This window comes from Mesorhizobium sp. M0243, from assembly GCF_040321775.1.
Taxonomy (GTDB): domain Bacteria; phylum Pseudomonadota; class Alphaproteobacteria; order Rhizobiales; family Rhizobiaceae; genus Mesorhizobium.
Map to the genome: position 1 here is coordinate 39,272 of NZ_JAMYSF010000019.1, position 18,042 is coordinate 57,313.

Here is an 18,042-nt window from a genome sequence, read left to right on the forward strand (position 1 = left end):
TTAAAAAAAACGATATTTCTCGCAGAAATTTCCGGTGAAAGCCGATAAGATCTACTCGCGTTCTTGTTCTTAATTCACGATAATCTAGTGATTCGGTAGCGATGAGAGAGAAATGTCGCTGAATCATGAGGCCAACGGCGCCCGGCACATCAGTGCGGAGGACAGCGCCGTTGTCCGAAGGGCCGACGAAGACTTCGAAGAACTGATTCGAAGCATTCGAGCCGCAACGCATCAAGCTTTGCCTCTCTTCGAAGAGGAGCCCGTGACCGGATTGGTCCAGTCAGACACGCTGGCCGCCTCCCTCGGCTCGACTTCGGCCCGGACGGGCTCGAGCCAGGCCCGCGCCATGCGCGGCTCCTCGCTCTTGTCCAACGATAGGCTGGATCCACGTGCCGATGACGACTTGGCGTGGTCGTTGGTTGAGCACGATGCCGACGCTCCCGATACCGACAAATGGGAATTGCAGGAAGAGGTGGCGAAGCTGCAGCGCTTGCAGGATCGCACCTCGAAAGAGCTTGGGCGAAAATCGCGCGAGCTATCGATCGCGAGCAAGACGATCGCCGACCTGGAGGTCCAACTCAACAAGGCACGGCAGACCATTGCGCAAGCGGACAGGCATGCCGGCCAGCGCGCAACGCGGTTCCTCGAAGCGAATGTCGAGGTCGAGCGTCTGGGCCGGAACCTGGCGCGCGTGTCGGGGCAACTTCGCGACGAGATCATCGCCAGGCAAGCCGCCGAGCAGGCGCGTGAGGACGTCGCATCGCGGCTCGCCAGCTTGCAACAGGCCGCCATGCTGCTTCGTTCCAAGGTCGCGGATTACCAGCTCCACAACGAAAGACTGACCGGCAAACTGTCTGCGCAGATGCTGGTGCAGCAGGACCTGCAGGTGCGGCTGTCCATGGTGGAGCATCAGCGCGGCGTTCTCGGCGATTGCGCCGCCACCGCTCAGGTACGGGCCGCCGAACTTGAAAAGAGGTTGCGCTCGCTCCAGCGCAGCGCCGCCGATCAAAGCGTGGTCCGCGCAACGCCGAGCGTGGGGCAGCGCGCCGAGGACGTGGCCGAGCATCGGCGCCAAACCTCGGAAACCGAGATTGCGACGTTGCGCCAGGAGCGCGACGCGGCGCGCCGAGACTATGGCGCGGTGAAGGTTCAACTCGCCGATCTCCGCTTGCGCGACATGACCGACGAACTCGCGCATGCCCGTTGCCGCGATGAGAACCGCCAGCTTCACCACAGGCTGGAAACGCTGAGACGCCAGGATCCGCCCAGCGGACCGGCAGCGGATGACAATGCCGATCTCGAACGGACATTCGACGAATTGCTGGCGGCTGGCGAGCTTGGCGCGGCCAATGACGGCGATCCCACCGCGACGCGCAAGGCGTCTTGATCGCGTTGGGATTTGCCACCCAAAGCTCGAAGAGTGAAGGTTGGTGCCCCTAGCCGGAATCGAACCAGCACTCCTTGCGGAACTCGATTTTGAGTCGAGCGCGTCTACCAATTCCGCCATAGGGGCTCAGGCCGGGCGGCCTGGATGGCGCGGGACTATACGGTTGGAGGGCTGTTCGTCAACTGGCCAATTCTCCGGTGCCCTCAAGATGCGACCAATCTGCGCCTTTCGATTTCGTGACGGGGCTGCCATTGTGCAGCGCGGAAAATCTTTCTAGACAGGCGGCGCATCAAAGCGCGGCACGTCTGCGGGGACGGATGGCGTGCTCTGGGTCTTTGTTCTGTGCATGCCGTTACACCCCAACCTGCCTGCGCAATTGAACGACACGCATTAGGAGTGCCGATGCTTCGCGGACTTTACGACTGGACCTTGTCGCTGGCGGCCCGCAAATCCGCCGAATGGTGGCTGGCCTTCATCGCCTTCGTCGAGAGCTCGGTGTTCCTGGTGCCGGCCGACGTGCTCTATCTGCCGATGGCGCTGTCGCGGCCGGATCGCGCCTACCGCTATGCGCTGATCGCCACCGTCGCCTCGGTGCTGGGCGGCATCGCCGGCTGGTTCATCGGCCACTACGCCTATGACGCGGTGGCGAGGCCGATCCTCGAATTCTACGGCAAGTACGACGAGTTCGAAGCGCTGCGCGCGGGGGCAGGCGTCGGCTTCATCGTCCTGATGCTGATCACATCGGGCGCTGCCCACCTGCCGCCGATCAAGGTGGTGACGATCCTGTCCGGCGTCATCGGCGTCAATTTGCTGTTGTTCGTGGTGCTAGCGATCGTGGCCCGCGGTGGCCGTTTCCTGCTGCTCGCCTGGCTGCTGCGCCATTATGGCGAACCGATCCGCGAATTCATCGAGAAGCGCCTCGGCCTCATCGCCGGCGCCGGCGCGGCTGCCCTGATTTTGCTCTATATCCTGGTCAAATACGCGTTCTGAACAGAACCATTGCGAGCCGGACGGACCGATTGAAATGACAGCGACCATGAATGCCGACACCGGACGCCAGCGCACGCTAACCGCCTTGTTCCTCGCCGTCGCCATGGCCGCCACCGTCGGCTCGGCGCTCGGCTTCCAGTATCTCGGCGGCTACATCCCCTGCCACCTCTGCCTCGAACAGCGCACGCCCTACTATATCGGCGTGCCGCTGATGGTGCTGGCGGTGATTGCGTCGATGCTGCACGCACCGGCATGGCTAACGCGCGGCCTGCTGGCCGTCGGCGGCATCCTGATGCTCTACGGCCTCTATCTCGGCGTCTACCACTCCGGCGTCGAATGGCAGTGGTGGGCCGGCCCGACCGATTGTACCGCAGGCGCCGGGCCGGTCGACACCGGCGGCAAGGGCGTGCTCGACGCGCTCGACAAATTCGTGCCGCCGTCCTGTGACAAGGCCGCCTTACGCATCCTCGGCCTGTCGCTGGCCGGCTGGAACGCCATCGCCAGCCTGATCCTCGCCGCCGTAGCCTTCCGCGGCGCTTTCACGCGCGACTGATTGAGCAGCGCGACGCAGAGTTCGAGCAAAAATTCGCCAGACTGAGCCGGATGGCGCGACTTTCGACGTCCGAGCAAGATCGACCCCCACTCCGTCTCGGCTTCGCCGAGCCACCTCTCCCCCGATCGACGGGGTAGAGGAAAGGCGCGAGCCTATTGAGCCAGCGCTCCTTACGCTGGGCTCCCTTCCTCTCCCTCCGGAGGGGGGAGAGGTGGCGCTGCGAAGCAGCGACGGAGTGGGGGAAGCCGGTCCTTAAGCGCGAAGCCGCTGATAGGTGAGCGCCACCGTGCTGGCCCGATACCGGGAAGTGGTAGGCATGTGAATCGCTCCAGACGGCCAGCCTCCCGAATTCTCGAACGATCTCAGGGCTCCAGTTCGACATCCCAGTACAGATAATCCATCCAGCTCTCATGCAGATGGTTGGGCGGGAACAGGCGGCCATTGTTGTGCAGATCGTGCACCGTCGGCTGGAAAGGCTTCTGCAGCGGCCACATCTTGGCATGCGCCGGCATCATGCCGCCCTTCCTGAGGTTGCAGGGCGAACAGGCGGCAACGACATTCTCCCATGTCGTCGCGCCGCCACGGTGGCGGGGAATGACGTGATCGAAGGTCAAGTCCTCCGGCGTGCCGCAATACTGGCACTGGAAACGGTCGCGCAGGAAGACGTTGAAGCGGGTGAAGGCCGGGTGCCTGGAGGGCTTCACATAGGCCTTCAGGCTGACCACGCTCGGCAGCTTCATCGAGAAGGTCGGCGAGGAGACGGCGTGCTCGTATTCGGCGACGATGTTCACCCGGTCGAGGAACACCGCTTTGATGGCATCCTGCCACGACCAGAGCGACAAGGGATAATAGCTGAGCGGACGGTAATCCGCATTCAGCACCAGTGCTGGAAGCCCATCCGGAGATACGGCAACCGTCACGTGTTCACCTCCTTGGTTCTAGACCCGAACGGCGCGGATACTGTAAGCCCGACATGACAGGGATGTGAAGCGGATTGTCGCGTGGCCTAAGCGCCAAAAATGCGTGATTTTTATCATTTTTTGCGGATTCAGGCCGGCGGCGCGGCGTCCCGCCCTCTGGTTTCACGATAATAGGACCAGAAAAGCCGCGATGCGACACCTCGCCACGGGCTCCATGATTCGGCCAATGCGATCAGGGTTTTCTCCGGCGGACGCGGCTCGATGCAGAGCGCGTGGCCGACCGCGCTCTGCAGCGCGACGTCGCGCGCGGGGAAGATGTCGGGATGCCCGGCGGCGAATAAGAGATACACTTCCGCCGTCCACGGGCCGATGCCGGACACCGCCGTCATCGTCGTGATCGCCTCCTGGGCATCGAGCGAACAGAGGTGATGCAGGTCGAGGCCGTCGGCCACCGCCTGGGCAATTGCGATCAGGCCGCGCTGCTTGGGCCGCGACAGGCCGGCCTCGCGAAACATGTCCTCGCCGGCGGCCAGGATCGCTTGCGGCGTCAGCGGATCGACGAGTTTGGTCAGCCGGCCGAAGATCGCATCGGCACTGGCGCGGGACACTTGCTGCGAGACGACGATCGACGCCAGGCTTCGAAACCCCGGCTCGGACAGCCGCAGCGGCACCTCGCCGGCCATGCCGCGCACCTTTTCCAGGCGCGGGTCGATCACGCAAAGCGCATCGAGCCCCCGGGCAATGTCGTCTGATGTCACGATACGGCGCATGCTTTCTTGTTCCTCGACCGTCGACAGGGTAGCAATTGGCGAAGCGCCGCAAAACATGATTGCCGCCTGAGAGATGACACTCCTGACATTCCGCTTCGCGCCCAGCCCCAACGGCGACCTGCATCTCGGCCACGCCTATTCGGCGCTGCTCAACCAGAAGCTGGCGGCACAGGCGCACGGCCGCCTGCTGCTGCGCATCGAGGATATCGACACGACGCGCTGCACGCCGCTATTCGAGGCAGGCGTGCTTGCCGACCTGAAATGGCTGGGGCTTGGCTGGGAAGAGCCGGTGCGCCGCCAGTCCGAGCATTTCGCCGAATACCAAGCGGTGCTCGAGCGGTTGATCGCGGACGAACTCGTCTACCCCGCCTTCATGAGCCGTGGCGAGATCCGCGCCTTCATCACCGACAGCGAAAAGCGTGGGCGCGACTGGCCGCGCGATCCCGATGGCGTGCCGCTCTACCCCGCCACCGACAAGGCGCTGCCGCTGAAGGAACGCCAGCGGCGGATCGCCGAGAATGCACCCTTCGCCTGGCGGCTGGATGTCGATGCCGCCATGGCGCGTGTCGGCAAGGACCTTTCATGGACGGAGTATTCTGACGAGACGCTTTCCGCGACGCGCTCCGTCGAAGCCCGCCCGCGGGACTGGGGCGACGTGATCTTGGCGCGCCGAGACATTCCGACCAGTTACCACCTCGCCGTCGTCATGGACGATGCGCTGCAAGACGTCAGCCACGTCGTGCGCGGCCAGGATCTGTTTTCCGCCACTGGCGTGCAGCGCCTGCTGCAGCAACTCCTCGGACTGCCGCAACCGGCCTATTTCCATCATCGTCTGATCCTCGGGACGGACGGACGAAAACTGTCGAAGAGCTTCAGTGATACCGGCCTTGCCGCATTGTGCCATGCCGGCGCATCGCCTGACGACATCAGGCGGATGGTCGGGTTTTGAGCTCGGTGAGACCAGGGCGCCACCCCCCAAATGCGCCGGCCGTTGAATTCCGGTGACGCATGGATCAACGGTTTCGTTTTGCGCGCCGGGTTGAAGCGCAGTAGAGCAGCGCCACGGTCAACTCCCTCCAGCGCGGCGGTCTCCGGAACATGCACAGCATCAAGCGGTTCATCCCCGCCACCTTCGTCGTCCTGTGGGCGACCGGCTTTATCGGCGCGCGCTACGCCATGCCGTGGGCGGAACCGTTCACATTCCTCGCCGCGCGTTTCGTCATCGCCGCCATCCTGCTGGCCGTCCTGATGCTTGTGCTGGGCTCGAAAAGAGCCACCCGCGAGGAGGCGCTGCATGCCACCGGCGCCGGCATCCTGATGCATGGCGTCTATCTCGGCGCCGTCTTCTGGGCCATCCACAGGGGCATGCCGGCCGGATTTTCGGCCCTCATCGTCGGCCTGCAGCCGCTGATCACGGCGGTGCTTGCCGGTAAGTTTCTCGGCGAGGCGATCCTGCCGCGCCACTGGCTTGGCCTTGGTATCGGCCTCATCGGCATCGTCATCGTGCTGTGGCCGAAGCTCGGCGCGCTGGGCGGCGGCGTAACAGTTGCGACATTGACCGCCTCGCTGGTCTCGGTGCTCGGCATGAGCGCCGGCACCATCTGGCAGAAGCGCTTCGCCTCCGGCGGCGACCTGGTCGCGGCGACCATGTGGCAATATGTCGGCGGCGGTTCGCTGATGCTCCTCGCCTCGCTCGCTTTCGAAACCCACACGATCATCATCAATGGCGAGCTGATCTTCGCCATGGCCTGGCTGGTGCTGGTGCTGTCGCTGGGCGCCATCTTCCTGCTGATGGTGATGATCCGCGACGGCGAGATGTCGAAAGTGGCGTCGCTGTTCTACCTGGTGCCGGCGGTGACGGCGGTCATCGCCTGGGCACTCTTCGACGAACAGCTCAACGCGCTGCAGATCGCCGGCATGGCCATCACGACATTCGGCGTCGGCCTGGCAACGGCGCGGCAGACCAAGGGAAGAACTGTGGAATTGAGGAATTGAGGCATTGAGGCATTGAGGCATTGAGGCATAGGCATTGAGGCATTGAGGCATTGAGGCATTGAGGCATTGAGGCATTGAGGCATTGAGGCATTGAGGCAGATGGGGGCCATCTGGCGCTGGGTGCTACGTCAATTCTTCAATTCTTCAATTCTTCAATTCTCCCATTCCTCAATTCTCCCATTCCAGTTCCCCAATTCGACCTGTCATCCCACCCGCGCACGTGCCTCCAGATAGCGGCTGATCGCGGCATTGAGCTCGCCGCCGAGGATGAAGATCGCCGACACCATGTAGAGGAAGACCACGGCGATCATGATCGAGGCCAGGCCGGCATAGGTCGTCACGTAGGACGAGAAGTGGTCGAGATAGGTGGCGAAGATGGTCGAACCGATAAGCCATGCCGCCAGCGTGAAGACGATGCCCGGCACCAGCGAGACGAAGCGGCGCTTGCCCGCCGGCAGCCAGAAATGCACGGCAAACAATCCGCCGACGATGACCGCCGAAGCGATGACGTAACGCCACAGGGTGATGGTGCCCATATAGGGCTTGATCCAGTCGATATGGGCTTCGGCGAGCCGCGCCAGCAGCGGCGCGAACACCAGGAGCACGCTGATCGCCAGGAAACCGGCCGTGGCGATGAGAACGAAGATGATGCTCTGCACCCGGCGGTAGATGATGCCGCGCGTTTCCGAAACGCGGTAGGCGCGGTTGAGCGACGTGCGCAGCGCCTCGATGCCGTTCGACGCAAAATAGGCCGCAAGCACCACACCATAGGTCAAAAGGTCGGTGCGCCTGACGGTCAGCACATTGAGCACTTCGCGCGCGATCGGCTTGGCGATCTGTTCGGGCCAGGTGTCGAAGACCAGATGCACGGCCGTGTCGGAGAACGCCTGCGCGCCCAGGAAGCTCGCCAGCGTCGTCGCGAAGATCAGGAACGGGAACAGCGCCATCAGCGATGTGATCGCCAGATGGCTGGCCATGGCCCAGCCGTCATCGGTGTTGAAATGGCCAAGCGCGTCGTAGAGAACCCGCTTGAGGGCTACGATCTTCCGCAACAAGAACCGCGCCCTCCAATTGTCTCCACGCCGGGAATATGGGAAGGGATTGCGGCAAATGGCAACCCTTGGCGAAACCACGAACAGTCCGGCGCAGAAGGTGCGCTCGATTATCATCACCGGTGCGTCTTCGGGAATAGGCGCGTACTGCGCCCGCGCGTTGAAGGCGGAAGGCTGGCGGGTGTTCGCAACGGCGCGCAAGCCGCAGGACATCGCCGCGCTCGAAGCCGACGGCATCGAGGCTTTCTATCTCGATTATTGCGAGCCGGACTCCATCGCCGCGCTGGTGACGGCGGTGCTCGACCGCACCGGCGGCCGGCTCGACGCCCTGTTCAACAACGGCGCCTATGCGCAGCCGGGCGCCGTCGAGGATCTGCCCGTTGCGGCGCTCAAGCAGCAGTTCGAGGCGAATTTCTTCGGCTGGCATGATTTGACCCGCCGACTGGTGCCGGTGATGCGCCGCCAGGGTCAGGGCCGCATCGTCCACTGCTCGTCGATCCTTGGCCTGGTGCCGGTGCGCTTCCGCGGCGCCTATTCCGCGTCGAAGCATGCACTGGAGGCCTTGATGCTCTGCCAGCGCCAGGAACTGGCCGGCAGCGGCGTCCACGTTTCGCTGATCGAGCCGGGGCCGGTGAAGTCGAAGATCGCCAGCAATGGCCTCATTTGGTTTCTCAGCAGCATCGACCACGAAAATTCCGTGCACCGCGTGGACTATGCGGCGCAACTCGAGCGGTTGCGGGCCGGCGGCAGCCAATCGGCCTTGAAGCCAGGGCCGGAAGTCGTTCATGCGGCGCTGCGCCATGCACTTCTGTCGCGGCGCCCGCGCCCGCACTATGTGGTAACAGTGCCGGCCAGGATCGGTGCGGTGCTCAAACGCATCCTGCCGGCATCGATGCTCTACCGCCTGATGGCCAAACGCGCCTGAACGCCAAACAACTGGAACGCAACAATGGCAACCGTCTTCAACATTCTCGCCATTCTGGTCATGGTCGCCGTTGCGGTCGTGCTTGTTCGTGGCCTCATCAACATGATGCGCGGCGGTTCCGGCGTCACCTCTAACAAGCTGATGCAGGCACGCGTCATGCTGCAGGCCGTGGCGCTGGTGCTGATCCTGCTTGCGGTGTATTTCACCCGCAAGTGAGGATATCGGCAGCCGGGGAGGCGAAATGGTCAAGCTCAACAAGATCTACACCCGCACCGGCGATGATGGCACCACGGGTCTCGGCACCGGCGAAAGGCGGCTGAAGTCCGACCTGCGGGTAGACGCTTACGGCACCGTCGACGAGGCCAATGCCTGCATCGGCATCGCCCGGGTCCACACGGCCGCGACCCATCCCGCGATCGATGCCATGCTTTCCCGCATCCAGAACGATCTGTTCGATCTCGGCGCCGATCTCGCCGTGCCCGACGACGGCAAGCCACTCGGCTACGAGCCGCTTCGCATCGTCGCCGTGCAGACCGACCGGGTCGAGAAGGACATCGACCTTCTCAACAAGGAGCTTCAGCCGCTCAAATCCTTCGTGCTCAATGGCGGCACGCCGGCAGCGGCGGCACTTCACCTTGCCCGCACCGTGGCGCGGCGGGCCGAAAGGCTGATCGTGGCCCTTGCCCAGGACCCGAACGAGCACGTCAACCGCGACGGACTGAAATACATCAACCGCGTCTCGGATTTCCTGTTTGTCGCCGCCCGGGCGGTCAATGACAACGGAAACGCCGACGTGCTATGGGTTCCCGGCAAGAACCGCTGATTGTCGAAAGCGGAAGAGGGCCTGGGGCAATGTTCATCCCGCTTTACGACACCAACAGGCTGCGGCACATCCGCCTGCAATATGTGACCATCGGGCTGATCGTGGTCAATGCCCTGGTCTACCTTGCCACCGCGCTCGGCGGCGAGAGTTTCTCCAATGCCGCCGTGCTTGGTCTCGGCTTCATCCCGTCGGTCGTCCATGACACCGCCGAGCTCGATCCCCGTTTCATCGTCATCCCCGAAAGCCTGAGCTATCTCACCTATTCCTTCCTGCATGCAGACATCTTCCATCTCGGCGGCAACATGCTGTTCCTGTGGGTGTTCGGCGACAATGTCGAGGATGCGCTCGGCCACATCCGCTACCTCATCTTCTACCTGTTGTGCGCGATCGCCGGCGCCGCTTTCCAGGGCCTCGTCGCCTGGGATTCGCAAGTGCCGCTGATCGGTGCCTCCGGCGCCATCGCCGGGGTGGTCGTCGCCTATCTGATCCTTTATCCCAGGGTGAAGGTCTGGGTGCTGGCCTTTGCCCGCATCCCGCTGCGGATTCCGGCCTTCATCCCGCTCATCCTGTGGGTGCTGTTCCAGGTGGTGATGTTTGCCGCCGGTGGCGAGGATCAGATCTCCTGGGCCTGCCATATCGGCGGCATCATCGCCGGAGCTGTTCTTGTGCTTGTCTTGCGCAGCCGCGGCGTGCCGCTGTTTGCCGGCGCCGACGAGGACGTCGCGCCCACCGCTCCCGACCAACCGCCGGTTGCCACGGAACCGCTGATCCCCGACCCGCCCGCCGCGACACCGCGCTGGGGGCGAGGAAACGCTTCCAGTTCGGACTGAACCGATTTGAGCGGCTTGCAGCGTATTGACGTGCAGGGTTGCCGCAACTACGGAAACGTCACCGCCGCAACCTAAGGCGGGCAAAGACCAGAATTTCCATCCGGCCAGAATTCCATCCGGCCAAAATTCAGTCAGGAATGTCGGCTTTCGACAACTCAGAAAGGGCGCAGGCTGTTATAGCGCGCCCAACTAGCGTGAAGAGGTGACAGGCAAATGAAGATCCTTGTACCCGTGAAGCGGGTTGTGGATGCGAACGTCAAGGTTCGCGTGAAGGCTGATGGTTCGGCGGTGGAGCTCGCCAACGTCAAGATGGCGATGAACCCGTTTGACGAAATCGCGGTGGAAGAAGCAATCCGGCTGAAGGAAGCCGGCAAGGCGGAAGAAATCATCGTCGTCTCGATCGGCCCGCAGCAGGCGCAGGAAACACTGCGCACCGCGCTCGCCATGGGCGCCGACCGCGCCATTCTGGTCAAGACCGATGAACAAACCGAGCCGCTCGGCGTCGCCAAGGTGCTGAAGGGCGTCGTCGACGCCGAGCAGCCCGGCCTCGTCATTCTCGGCAAGCAGGCGATCGACGACGACTCGAACCAGACCGGCCAGATGCTGGCGGCACTGCTTGGCTGGGCGCAGGGCACCTTCGCTTCCAAGATCGTGCTCGACGGCGACAAGGCCAAGGTGACGCGCGAAGTCGATGGCGGCCTGCAGACCGTGGAACTGAAGATGCCGGTGATCGTCACCGCCGACCTTCGCCTCAACCAGCCGCGCTATGCCTCCTTGCCCAACATCATGAAGGCCAAGAAGAAGCAGCTCGACGAAAAGACCCCAGCCGACTACGGCGCCGACGTCAAGCCGCGGCTGAAGGTCATCAAGACCGAGGAGCCGAGTGGCCGCAAGGCAGGCGTCAAGGTCAAGAGCGTCGCTGAGCTGGTCGACAAGCTCAAGAACGAAGCCGGCGTGCTGTAAGCGATCGGGAAAGGAACAAGAAAAATGGCTATTCTCCTCATCGCAGAACACGACAACGCAACGCTTTCCGACCAGACCGCCAAGGCGCTGTCGGCCGCCCTGCAGATCGGCTCGGACGTGCATGTGCTGGTTGCCGGCAAGGGCGCCAAGCCGGCAGCGGACGCTGCCGCCAAGCTCAAGGGCGTGAGCAAGGTGCTGCTGGCCGAAGCCGACGAACTCGCCGAGCGCCTCGCCGAGCCGACGGCAGCACTGGTTGTGTCGCTGGCGGGCGCTTACGACACCATCATCGCGCCGGCGACCTCGTCGGGCAAGAATGTCGCGCCGCGCGTGGCTGCGCTCCTCGATGTCGCGCAGGTGTCCGAGATCATCGAAGTCGTATCGGCCGACACCTTCAAGCGCCCGATCTATGCCGGCAACGCTATCCAGACGGTGCAGTCGAGCGACGCCAAGAAGGTGATCACGGTTCGCACAGCCTCGTTCCAGGCAGCCCCCGAGGGCGGCTCGGCGGCGGTCGAGACCGTCAAGGCCGCGGCCAATCCCGGCCTCTCCACCTTCGTCGAGAACAAGCTTTCCGAGACCGACCGTCCGGAGCTGACCTCGGCCAAGATCATCATCTCGGGTGGTCGTGCGCTGGGTTCGGCGGAGAAGTTCCAGGAGGTCATCCTGCCGGTCGCCGACAAGCTCGGTGCAGCCGTCGGCGCCTCCCGCGCCGCGGTCGATGCCGGCTATGCGCCGAACGACTGGCAGGTCGGCCAGACCGGCAAGGTGGTTGCCCCCGATCTTTACATCGCGGTCGGCATCTCCGGCGCCATCCAGCATCTCGCCGGCATGAAGGATTCGAAGGTCATCGTCGCCATCAACAAGGACGAGGAGGCGCCGATTTTCCAGGTTGCCGACTACGGCCTCGTCGGCGATCTCTTCGTCATTCTGCCGGAGCTGCAAAAGGCGCTTTGACGCTTTCTGCCTAAGGTATTAAATGGTGAGGGTGGGGTAGACGAAGTCGCCCCGCCCTTTTAGTTTGCACCGCACAAAAAGCAGGCCGCAAAGGCGAAAAGCAATCCAGCAAAAGTGCGCAGCGGTTTTCCCGGGAAAAGCGCGTAGCGCTTTCCCTAGGGAATTGCGGTAAAATAAAAAGGTGGAGCGCTTTCGCAGTTCAAGCGGAAGGGCTCAGGACGGGATCGGTGTAATGAGCAAGATCGAGACGATCGGCATCATCGGCGCGGGCCAGATGGGCGGCGGCATCGCCCATGTCTCCGCGCTTTCGGGCTACAAGGTGCTGATCTATGATATTTCGCCCGACCGCATCGAGAAAGGCATCGCCACAATCAGCGGCAACATGGCCCGCCAGGTGGGGTCCGGCAAGCTCGACGAGAAGGTGCGCAACGACGCGATGGGCCGCATTTCGGCCGCGCCCGCGATGGCCGATCTTGCCGGCGCGGATCTGGTGATCGAAGCGGCGACCGAGGACGAGACGGTCAAGCGCAAGATCTACGCCCAGCTCTGTCCGCAGCTCAATCCCGAAGCCATCCTGGCGACCAACACCTCGTCGATCTCGATCACGCGGCTTGCCGCGCAGACCGACCGGCCGGAGCGGTTCATCGGCATACATTTCATGAACCCGGTGCCGCTGATGAAGCTGGTCGAACTGGTGCGCGGCATCGCCACCGAGGACCAGACCTTCGAGGCGGCAAAGACCTATGTGAAGCAACTCGACAAGACGATTACGGTCTCGGAGGATTTTCCGGCCTTCATCGTCAACCGCATCCTGCTGCCGATGATCAACGAGGCGATCTACACCCTCTATGAGGGTGTCGGCTCGGTCGACGCCATCGACACCGCCATGCGGCTCGGCGCCAACCATCCGATGGGGCCGCTGCAGCTGGCCGATTTCATCGGGCTCGATACCTGCCTGTCGATCATGCAGGTGCTGCATGACGGCCTGTCGGACTCGAAGTACCGTCCTTGCCCGCTGCTGGTGAAATATGTCGAGGCCGGCTGGCTCGGCCGCAAAACCGGGCGCGGTTTTTACGATTATCGCGGCGAGCATCCCGTTCCGACGCGCTGAGCGCATCGTCGGCGCAAATCAGGGGCAAGCCTTTCGGCGGTGACAGGCTCGATCAGGAGGCCGCGGCCAGCGGCTCTGTCCGGCCATCCACGATCCGTGCGTCGGGCGCCACGGAGACACAGCCACGGCCGGCCGCCTTGGCCGCATAGCAGGCCGCATCGGCTCTCGCGATGATCTCGTCGACCTCGCCGCAATTGGCATTGATCGCAGCCAATCCGATGCTGGCGCCGATCACGTGAGGACGGCCGTCCCAGGTGAAATCCAGGCCGCCGATCGCATCGATGATGGAGCGCGCCGCGATCTTGGCGCCGGCTGCTGAACCCGATTTCAGAATGACCGCGAATTCGTCGCCGCCGAGGCGAGCGACGATATCGTCTGGACCAAGCACGCCGCGAATCGCCACGGCAACCCGCTTCAGCAGCGCGTCTCCCGCCGCGTGGCCGCCCGTGTCGTTGACCAGTTTGAAGTGGTCGAGATCGATGAACATGAACTGATGTCCGCTGGCTCCGGCCGACTTTGTCGTGTCGCCGGTCGACTTTGTCGTGTCGGCGGTGCCGTCCTTGCGCGCCTGGCCGACTAGGCCCTCCATGGCGCGGATGAAGCTCGAGCGATTGGCAAGGCCGGTCAGCGCATCGTGTGCCGCGGCGTGCGCCAGTTGGCGCTGCAGCGCGCGCGCATCGGTAAAGTCCTGGAAGACGATGACCAGCCCGCAGAATTCGTTCCGTTCGTTGATGATCGGCGACACGACCTGACGGATGCTGCAGCGCGTGTCGTCGCGCCGGATAAGGACGGCGCGGCTGTTCTGGTCGGCCGGCGCCTGAACGCCAACCACGGGCCGGGTCACGCCAATCCTGTGCCCCGTCTCCTCGTCGACCGCCCAGTAGACATGGCCAAGCACCTTGCCGAGGGCCTCGCCGCCGGCAATCCCGGTCAGCTTTTCGGCGACCGGGTTCATGAAGGTGATGCGGTTTGCGGCATCGGTGCAGATGACGGCATCGCCGATCGATTGCAGCGTCACCCTCAGCCGCTCCTTTTCATCGGCAAGCATTGCCGCCGACACAGTGAGGCGCTCTTCGGCCTCCTTGCGACGGGTGATGTCGGTCAGGCTGCCAATGGCCCTGATCAGCCGTCCATCCTCGTCGCGTTCGATAGCCTTGCCGCGGTCGAGTATCCACATCCAGTGGCCATCCTTGTGGCGCATCCTGAATTCGGCCTCAAAGAACGGTGTCTTGCCCTCGAGATGAGCGCGATCCGCTTCGGCGACAGTCTCGCGATCGTCGGGATGAATCATCGTCAGCCAGCTGTCGGTGTCGCCATCGAGCTCGCCATCCGCATAGCCCAGCATCTTGACCCAGGTCGAGGAATAGGTCGTGCCGCCCTTGCGCATGTCGAGGTCCCAGACGCCTTGGCCGGCACCAGCCAGAGCAAAATTCCAACGCGTTTCCGCTTCGGCAATGCGCGCCTCGGCCTGCTTGCGCGCGTCGATGTTCTCGATTTGCGAGACGAGATAGAGCGGACGGCCGCTGTTTTCATCGCGAATGACCGAGCCGGCAAGATGGGCCCAGACGGGCGTTCCGTCCTTCCTGAGATAACGCTTCTCGAAGTGGAAGGAATTGACCGTGCCCGCCTTCAGATCGTCCATCGTCTCCCGCCCGATCTGCAGATCGTCGGGATGCGTGATCTGGAAGAAAGTCAGCGCCTCGATCTCTTCGCTTGTGTAGCCAAGCATGGCGGCGAAGGCCGGATTGGTCTGGCGGATGCGACCGTCGAGACCGACAACCACGATGCCGATCGCCGAATCCTCCATGGCGCGGCGGAAGCGCAGTTCGCTCTCGGCGATCTGTTGGCGATCCCTGCTGATCCTGCGGGCGGACAGAGCAGCGAGGAACAGCGCGCCCGCCGCCACCGCCACCGCGATCCGCAGGCAGAGCTTCAGCGCTTCGGTGCCGAGGTCCAGGCGCGAAAGCAGGATCGAGGTCGCCAGCACGCCCAGGCCGGCGACGAGCAACGCCAACCCTGCATGCCCAAGAGATTCTCGGCTGGTCAATCCTCGCCACATCACGATACGTGCCACCCCCGTGCGCAAACGCATGTTCTCGCATCAACCTTGGCGGATCGATTTTAAGGAAAGGTTGCGTCCGGCATGCCGGCGTGGTCGCTAACCGGCAAACAATTGCCGGCATGATTAAGGATCGGTGCATGGGTCCGCGATCGTTACGAAACGCTACCAGCGTATGAGGAACCGTCCGCCGAGCGCACCGAGCAATGCGAGCGCTGCGATCGCTATCGTGTACCAGGGGGCGACGAAAAGCGGCGAGTCGTCGAAGCAATGCGCGGCATAGAAGGTTGCCGCCAGCCCGCCGGCGAGCAGACCCGCCACCGCACCGGCAAGCACCGGCCGTGTCGGCGCGCCATAGCGCAGCATCCACAGGAAGACGGCAAGCGGGCCAATACCGATCAGCGGGATGAAGCCCATGCAGAGCATCATGTTGTTGCCGACCATCCGTGTACCCCACAGCGCCTCCGGCACCATGAAAAGCTCCAGAAGCACCGCCACGGCTACCAGCACTGGCGCCGCGGCCATCCAGGCCATTGCCCGGCCCGTCGAGGCGCCCGGCGTCGACAAGGCGCGGATCAGGGCGAAGGCGCTGACGGCAAGCACGATGGTGAAGACGAATTTGGAGAGGAAGCGCATCGTGTGCGCGGCCGCCATGAAGTCTGGGCGCGGGCCGATGGTCAGCAGGAAAACGATGGCCGCGATCACCGCCCCCGCACCGGCGGCCAGCCACCAGGCCGATTGCAGCGGCATCGCCTTGCTGCTTGCATCGGCGTCCAGCGCCCTGATGAGATCGTCCGTCCTCATGTCATTCCCGCCCGAACCGCCCCTGCCCGAATCGCTTGGCTATCGCGGCAAGTCCGCGATGCAGCGACACACGCACCGCCGTCTCGCTGATGCCGAACTTCGCCGCCGTCTCACCGATGGACCGCCCTTCCACCGACACGGCCGAGACCACGGAGCGCTGTGCCGGCGACAGGCTGTCCAATGCCCGGTTGATGTCTCGCTCGCTGACGGTCTCGGTTTCCGGCTCGGCGAACGTCTCGGCGATATCGTCGACATCGATCTCGATGCGCCGTCCGCGCCGCCGGAACGCATCGATCAGCTTGAAGCGGGCGATCGCGTAGATCCACGGCAACACCGGCGCATCCTGGCGCCAAGTATGTCGTTTTACATGAATGGCCAGCAAGGTTTCCTGCACGACATCCTCGGGATCGACCCCGCCCTGCACGATCTTGCGCCTGGCAAAACCGCGAACCAGCGCGGCAATCCGGTGCAGAAAGTCGGCGTAAGCCCTTTCATCTCCTGCGATCGCGGCCCGCATCAGCCGGGAAAGTTCGGCCTCGTCCTTGCCGCTCACAAGAGTTCACTCCCCCGAATTTCGCGTCTCGGCGCTGATTTGTTACGTGGCCGGCGAAATAATGTCCAAGCCAAACTGCCGGCAAATCACGAAAGTTTGCGGCATTGCCGAGCCGTGAGCATCACGCGGAATTGTCCGTTCGGTACCGACCTTTGCACTTCAGCGGCCGATTGAAGCAGATCACCAATGTTGACTAAGGCTGTCAGGTATCGGTAGGTGAGCCGGTGCCAACCGAACTTTAGGACAAAGACATGAAATACGCTCTTTCCACTCTCGCCGGCGCCACCGCGCTGGCAATCATGCTGATCGCCAGCCCGTCGATGGCGGAAGATGATGGCATCATTGTCTACAACGCCCAGCACGAAAGCCTGACCAAGGCGTGGGCCGAAGGCTTCACCAAGGAGACCGGCATCAAGGTCACCGTGCGCAATGGCGGCGACAGCGACTTCTCCAACCAGATCGTCGCTGAGGGCACTGCTTCGCCGGCCGACGTGTTCCTGACGGAAAACTCGCCGGCCATGGTGCTGGTCGAGACGGCCGGCCTGTTCGCGCCGGTCGACGCCGACACGTTGGCACAGGTTCCCCAGGACTATCAGCCGGCCAGCGGCAAATGGGTCGGCGTCGCAGCGCGCAGCACGGTCTTTGCCTATAACAAGACCAAGCTGACCGCCGACCAGTTGCCCAAGTCGATGCTTGACCTCGCCGATCCGAGCTGGAAGGGCCGTTGGGCCGCCTCCCCGTCAGGCGCCGATTTCCAGGCCATCGTCAGTGCCCTGCTCCAGCTCAAGGGCGAAGCCGCTACCGCCGACTGGCTGAAGGCGATGAAAACCAACTTCACCGCCTATAAGGGCAACAGCACGGTGATGAAGGCGGTCAATGCCGGCGAGATCGAAGGCGGCGTGATCTATCACTATTACTACTTCGGCGATCAGGCCAAGACCGGCGAAAACAGCGGGAATGTCGAGCTGCACTATTTCAAGAACCAGGATCCGGGCGCGTTCGTCTCGATCTCCGGCGGCGGTGTGCTGGCCTCGAGCAAGCATCCGAAGGAAGCCCAGGCCTTCCTGAAATGGCTGACAGGCAAGGGCGGCCAGGACGTGCTGAAGACCGGCGATTCCTTCGAATACGCGGTCGGCAAGGGTGCGGAGTCCAACCCGAAGCTGGTGCCGCTCGTCGATCTGCAGGCACCAAAGGTCGACGCCACGACGCTGAACTCCAAGAAGGTCACCGACCTGATGACGGCAGCCGGCTTGCTTTAGTTGCCATTCGTCCTAAAAGGACACCCGACCACGCTCCCGCGGGAATTCGCCTTCCGCGGGAGTGATTTTGTTTTTCGAGATGACATTCGTCGAT

Annotated in this window: 19 protein-coding genes and 1 tRNA gene; 13 read left to right on the forward strand and 7 right to left on the reverse strand. The window is 63.3% G+C overall.

Going from position 1 to position 18,042, the window contains the following annotated elements:
• The first annotated feature begins 262 nt into the window (after positions 1–262).
• Positions 263–1,387 (forward strand): coiled-coil domain-containing protein, encoded by a 1,125-nt coding sequence (locus NKJ11_RS22650; RefSeq protein ID WP_352794297.1) that lies wholly within the window; start codon positions 263–265, stop codon positions 1,385–1,387.
• A gap of 41 nt (positions 1,388–1,428) precedes the next feature.
• Here the strand turns inward: NKJ11_RS22650 and NKJ11_RS22655 are convergent.
• Positions 1,429–1,513, reverse strand: a tRNA-Leu gene (locus NKJ11_RS22655).
• A 276-nt stretch (positions 1,514–1,789) separates the two neighbouring features.
• On the opposite strand from NKJ11_RS22655, the gene NKJ11_RS22660 reads away from it, so the two are divergent.
• Complete coding sequence (locus tag NKJ11_RS22660) at positions 1,790–2,377, forward strand: YqaA family protein (protein ID WP_023811139.1); 588 nt, start codon at positions 1,790–1,792, stop codon at positions 2,375–2,377.
• A gap of 34 nt (positions 2,378–2,411) precedes the next feature.
• Positions 2,412–2,930, forward strand: coding sequence for a disulfide bond formation protein B (locus NKJ11_RS22665; RefSeq protein WP_352613258.1), 519 nt, complete (start codon positions 2,412–2,414; stop codon positions 2,928–2,930).
• Positions 2,931–3,292: 362 nt separating this feature from the next.
• On the opposite strand, the gene NKJ11_RS22670 is transcribed toward NKJ11_RS22665, so the two are convergent.
• The gene (locus NKJ11_RS22670; protein ID WP_006328497.1) at positions 3,293–3,850 is read right to left on the reverse strand and encodes an HNH endonuclease; all 558 of its coding nucleotides are present in this window, start codon (positions 3,848–3,850) and stop codon (positions 3,293–3,295) included.
• A gap of 128 nt (positions 3,851–3,978) precedes the next feature.
• Positions 3,979–4,620 (reverse strand): DNA-3-methyladenine glycosylase family protein, encoded by a 642-nt coding sequence (locus NKJ11_RS22675; protein WP_352613705.1) that lies wholly within the window; start codon positions 4,618–4,620, stop codon positions 3,979–3,981.
• Between the two features lie 73 nt (positions 4,621–4,693).
• Between NKJ11_RS22675 and gluQRS the strand changes: the two genes are divergently transcribed.
• Together gluQRS and NKJ11_RS22685 are read left to right on the forward strand one after the other, a co-directional pair.
• On the forward strand, positions 4,694–5,569 hold the full coding sequence (gene gluQRS / locus NKJ11_RS22680; protein WP_352794298.1) for a tRNA glutamyl-Q(34) synthetase GluQRS: 876 nt from the start codon (positions 4,694–4,696) through the stop codon (positions 5,567–5,569).
• A gap of 149 nt (positions 5,570–5,718) precedes the next feature.
• Positions 5,719–6,615 (forward strand): DMT family transporter, encoded by an 897-nt coding sequence (locus tag NKJ11_RS22685; RefSeq protein WP_352675553.1) that lies wholly within the window; start codon positions 5,719–5,721, stop codon positions 6,613–6,615.
• Between the two features lie 203 nt (positions 6,616–6,818).
• Here the strand turns inward: NKJ11_RS22685 and NKJ11_RS22690 are convergent, their stop codons facing one another.
• On the reverse strand, positions 6,819–7,670 hold the full coding sequence (locus NKJ11_RS22690; RefSeq protein WP_013529430.1) for a YihY/virulence factor BrkB family protein: 852 nt from the start codon (positions 7,668–7,670) through the stop codon (positions 6,819–6,821).
• A gap of 55 nt (positions 7,671–7,725) precedes the next feature.
• Between NKJ11_RS22690 and NKJ11_RS22695 the strand changes: the two genes are divergently transcribed.
• The 7 genes from NKJ11_RS22695 (at position 7,726) to NKJ11_RS22725 (ending at position 13,273) form a co-directional block, all read left to right on the forward strand.
• Complete coding sequence (locus NKJ11_RS22695) at positions 7,726–8,592, forward strand: SDR family oxidoreductase (protein WP_081734841.1); 867 nt, start codon at positions 7,726–7,728, stop codon at positions 8,590–8,592.
• A gap of 24 nt (positions 8,593–8,616) precedes the next feature.
• Positions 8,617–8,808 (forward strand): twin transmembrane helix small protein, encoded by a 192-nt coding sequence (locus tag NKJ11_RS22700; protein WP_013529428.1) that lies wholly within the window; start codon positions 8,617–8,619, stop codon positions 8,806–8,808.
• A gap of 25 nt (positions 8,809–8,833) precedes the next feature.
• Positions 8,834–9,415, forward strand: coding sequence for a cob(I)yrinic acid a,c-diamide adenosyltransferase (locus tag NKJ11_RS22705; protein WP_023811132.1), 582 nt, complete (start codon positions 8,834–8,836; stop codon positions 9,413–9,415).
• Positions 9,416–9,444: 29 nt separating this feature from the next.
• Positions 9,445–10,245, forward strand: coding sequence for a rhomboid family intramembrane serine protease (locus tag NKJ11_RS22710; protein ID WP_023811131.1), 801 nt, complete (start codon positions 9,445–9,447; stop codon positions 10,243–10,245).
• Between the two features lie 213 nt (positions 10,246–10,458).
• Positions 10,459–11,208 carry an electron transfer flavoprotein subunit beta/FixA family protein gene (locus NKJ11_RS22715; protein WP_027038146.1) on the forward strand — a complete coding sequence of 250 codons (750 nt, stop codon included), beginning with the start codon at positions 10,459–10,461 and terminating at the stop codon, positions 11,206–11,208.
• Between the two features lie 24 nt (positions 11,209–11,232).
• Positions 11,233–12,162 (forward strand): electron transfer flavoprotein subunit alpha/FixB family protein, encoded by a 930-nt coding sequence (locus NKJ11_RS22720; protein ID WP_128304638.1) that lies wholly within the window; start codon positions 11,233–11,235, stop codon positions 12,160–12,162.
• Positions 12,163–12,394: 232 nt separating this feature from the next.
• Positions 12,395–13,273 carry a 3-hydroxybutyryl-CoA dehydrogenase gene (locus NKJ11_RS22725; protein ID WP_013529423.1) on the forward strand — a complete coding sequence of 293 codons (879 nt, stop codon included), beginning with the start codon at positions 12,395–12,397 and terminating at the stop codon, positions 13,271–13,273.
• Between the two features lie 52 nt (positions 13,274–13,325).
• On the opposite strand, the gene NKJ11_RS22730 is transcribed toward NKJ11_RS22725, so the two are convergent.
• The 3 genes from NKJ11_RS22730 to NKJ11_RS22740 form a co-directional block, all read right to left on the reverse strand.
• Positions 13,326–15,287, reverse strand: a complete 1,962-nt coding sequence (locus NKJ11_RS22730; RefSeq protein WP_352612774.1) for a PAS domain S-box protein — start codon at positions 15,285–15,287, stop codon at positions 13,326–13,328.
• A gap of 210 nt (positions 15,288–15,497) precedes the next feature.
• Complete coding sequence (locus NKJ11_RS22735) at positions 15,498–16,136, reverse strand: NrsF family protein (RefSeq protein WP_352612772.1); 639 nt, start codon at positions 16,134–16,136, stop codon at positions 15,498–15,500.
• Position 16,137: 1 nt separating this feature from the next.
• Entirely contained in the window at positions 16,138–16,689 is a 552-nt protein-coding gene (locus tag NKJ11_RS22740) for a sigma-70 family RNA polymerase sigma factor (RefSeq protein ID WP_127379999.1), read from the reverse strand.
• Positions 16,690–16,940: 251 nt separating this feature from the next.
• Here NKJ11_RS22740 and NKJ11_RS22745 point away from each other — a divergent pair, with 251 nt between their 5' ends.
• Positions 16,941–17,948, forward strand: coding sequence for an iron ABC transporter substrate-binding protein (locus tag NKJ11_RS22745; protein WP_352675533.1), 1,008 nt, complete (start codon positions 16,941–16,943; stop codon positions 17,946–17,948).
• Positions 17,949–18,042 lie beyond the last annotated feature (94 nt).

Coding starts and splice junctions, on each gene's coding strand:
- NKJ11_RS22715 (WP_027038146.1), top strand. CDS start 10,459: ATGAAGATCCTTGTACCCGTGAAGCGGGTTGTGGATGCGAACGTCAAG.
- NKJ11_RS22735 (WP_352612772.1), bottom strand. CDS start 16,136: ATGAGGACGGACGATCTCATCAGGGCGCTGGACGCCGATGCAAGCAGC.
- NKJ11_RS22675 (WP_352613705.1), bottom strand. CDS start 4,620: ATGCGCCGTATCGTGACATCAGACGACATTGCCCGGGGGCTCGATGCG.
- NKJ11_RS22745 (WP_352675533.1), top strand. CDS start 16,941: ATGAAATACGCTCTTTCCACTCTCGCCGGCGCCACCGCGCTGGCAATC.
- NKJ11_RS22710 (WP_023811131.1), top strand. CDS start 9,445: ATGTTCATCCCGCTTTACGACACCAACAGGCTGCGGCACATCCGCCTG.
- NKJ11_RS22665 (WP_352613258.1), top strand. CDS start 2,412: ATGACAGCGACCATGAATGCCGACACCGGACGCCAGCGCACGCTAACC.
- NKJ11_RS22660 (WP_023811139.1), top strand. CDS start 1,790: ATGCTTCGCGGACTTTACGACTGGACCTTGTCGCTGGCGGCCCGCAAA.
- NKJ11_RS22685 (WP_352675553.1), top strand. CDS start 5,719: ATGCACAGCATCAAGCGGTTCATCCCCGCCACCTTCGTCGTCCTGTGG.
- NKJ11_RS22700 (WP_013529428.1), top strand. CDS start 8,617: ATGGCAACCGTCTTCAACATTCTCGCCATTCTGGTCATGGTCGCCGTT.
- NKJ11_RS22695 (WP_081734841.1), top strand. CDS start 7,726: ATGGCAACCCTTGGCGAAACCACGAACAGTCCGGCGCAGAAGGTGCGC.
- NKJ11_RS22720 (WP_128304638.1), top strand. CDS start 11,233: ATGGCTATTCTCCTCATCGCAGAACACGACAACGCAACGCTTTCCGAC.
- gluQRS (WP_352794298.1), top strand. CDS start 4,694: ATGACACTCCTGACATTCCGCTTCGCGCCCAGCCCCAACGGCGACCTG.
- NKJ11_RS22725 (WP_013529423.1), top strand. CDS start 12,395: ATGAGCAAGATCGAGACGATCGGCATCATCGGCGCGGGCCAGATGGGC.
- NKJ11_RS22705 (WP_023811132.1), top strand. CDS start 8,834: ATGGTCAAGCTCAACAAGATCTACACCCGCACCGGCGATGATGGCACC.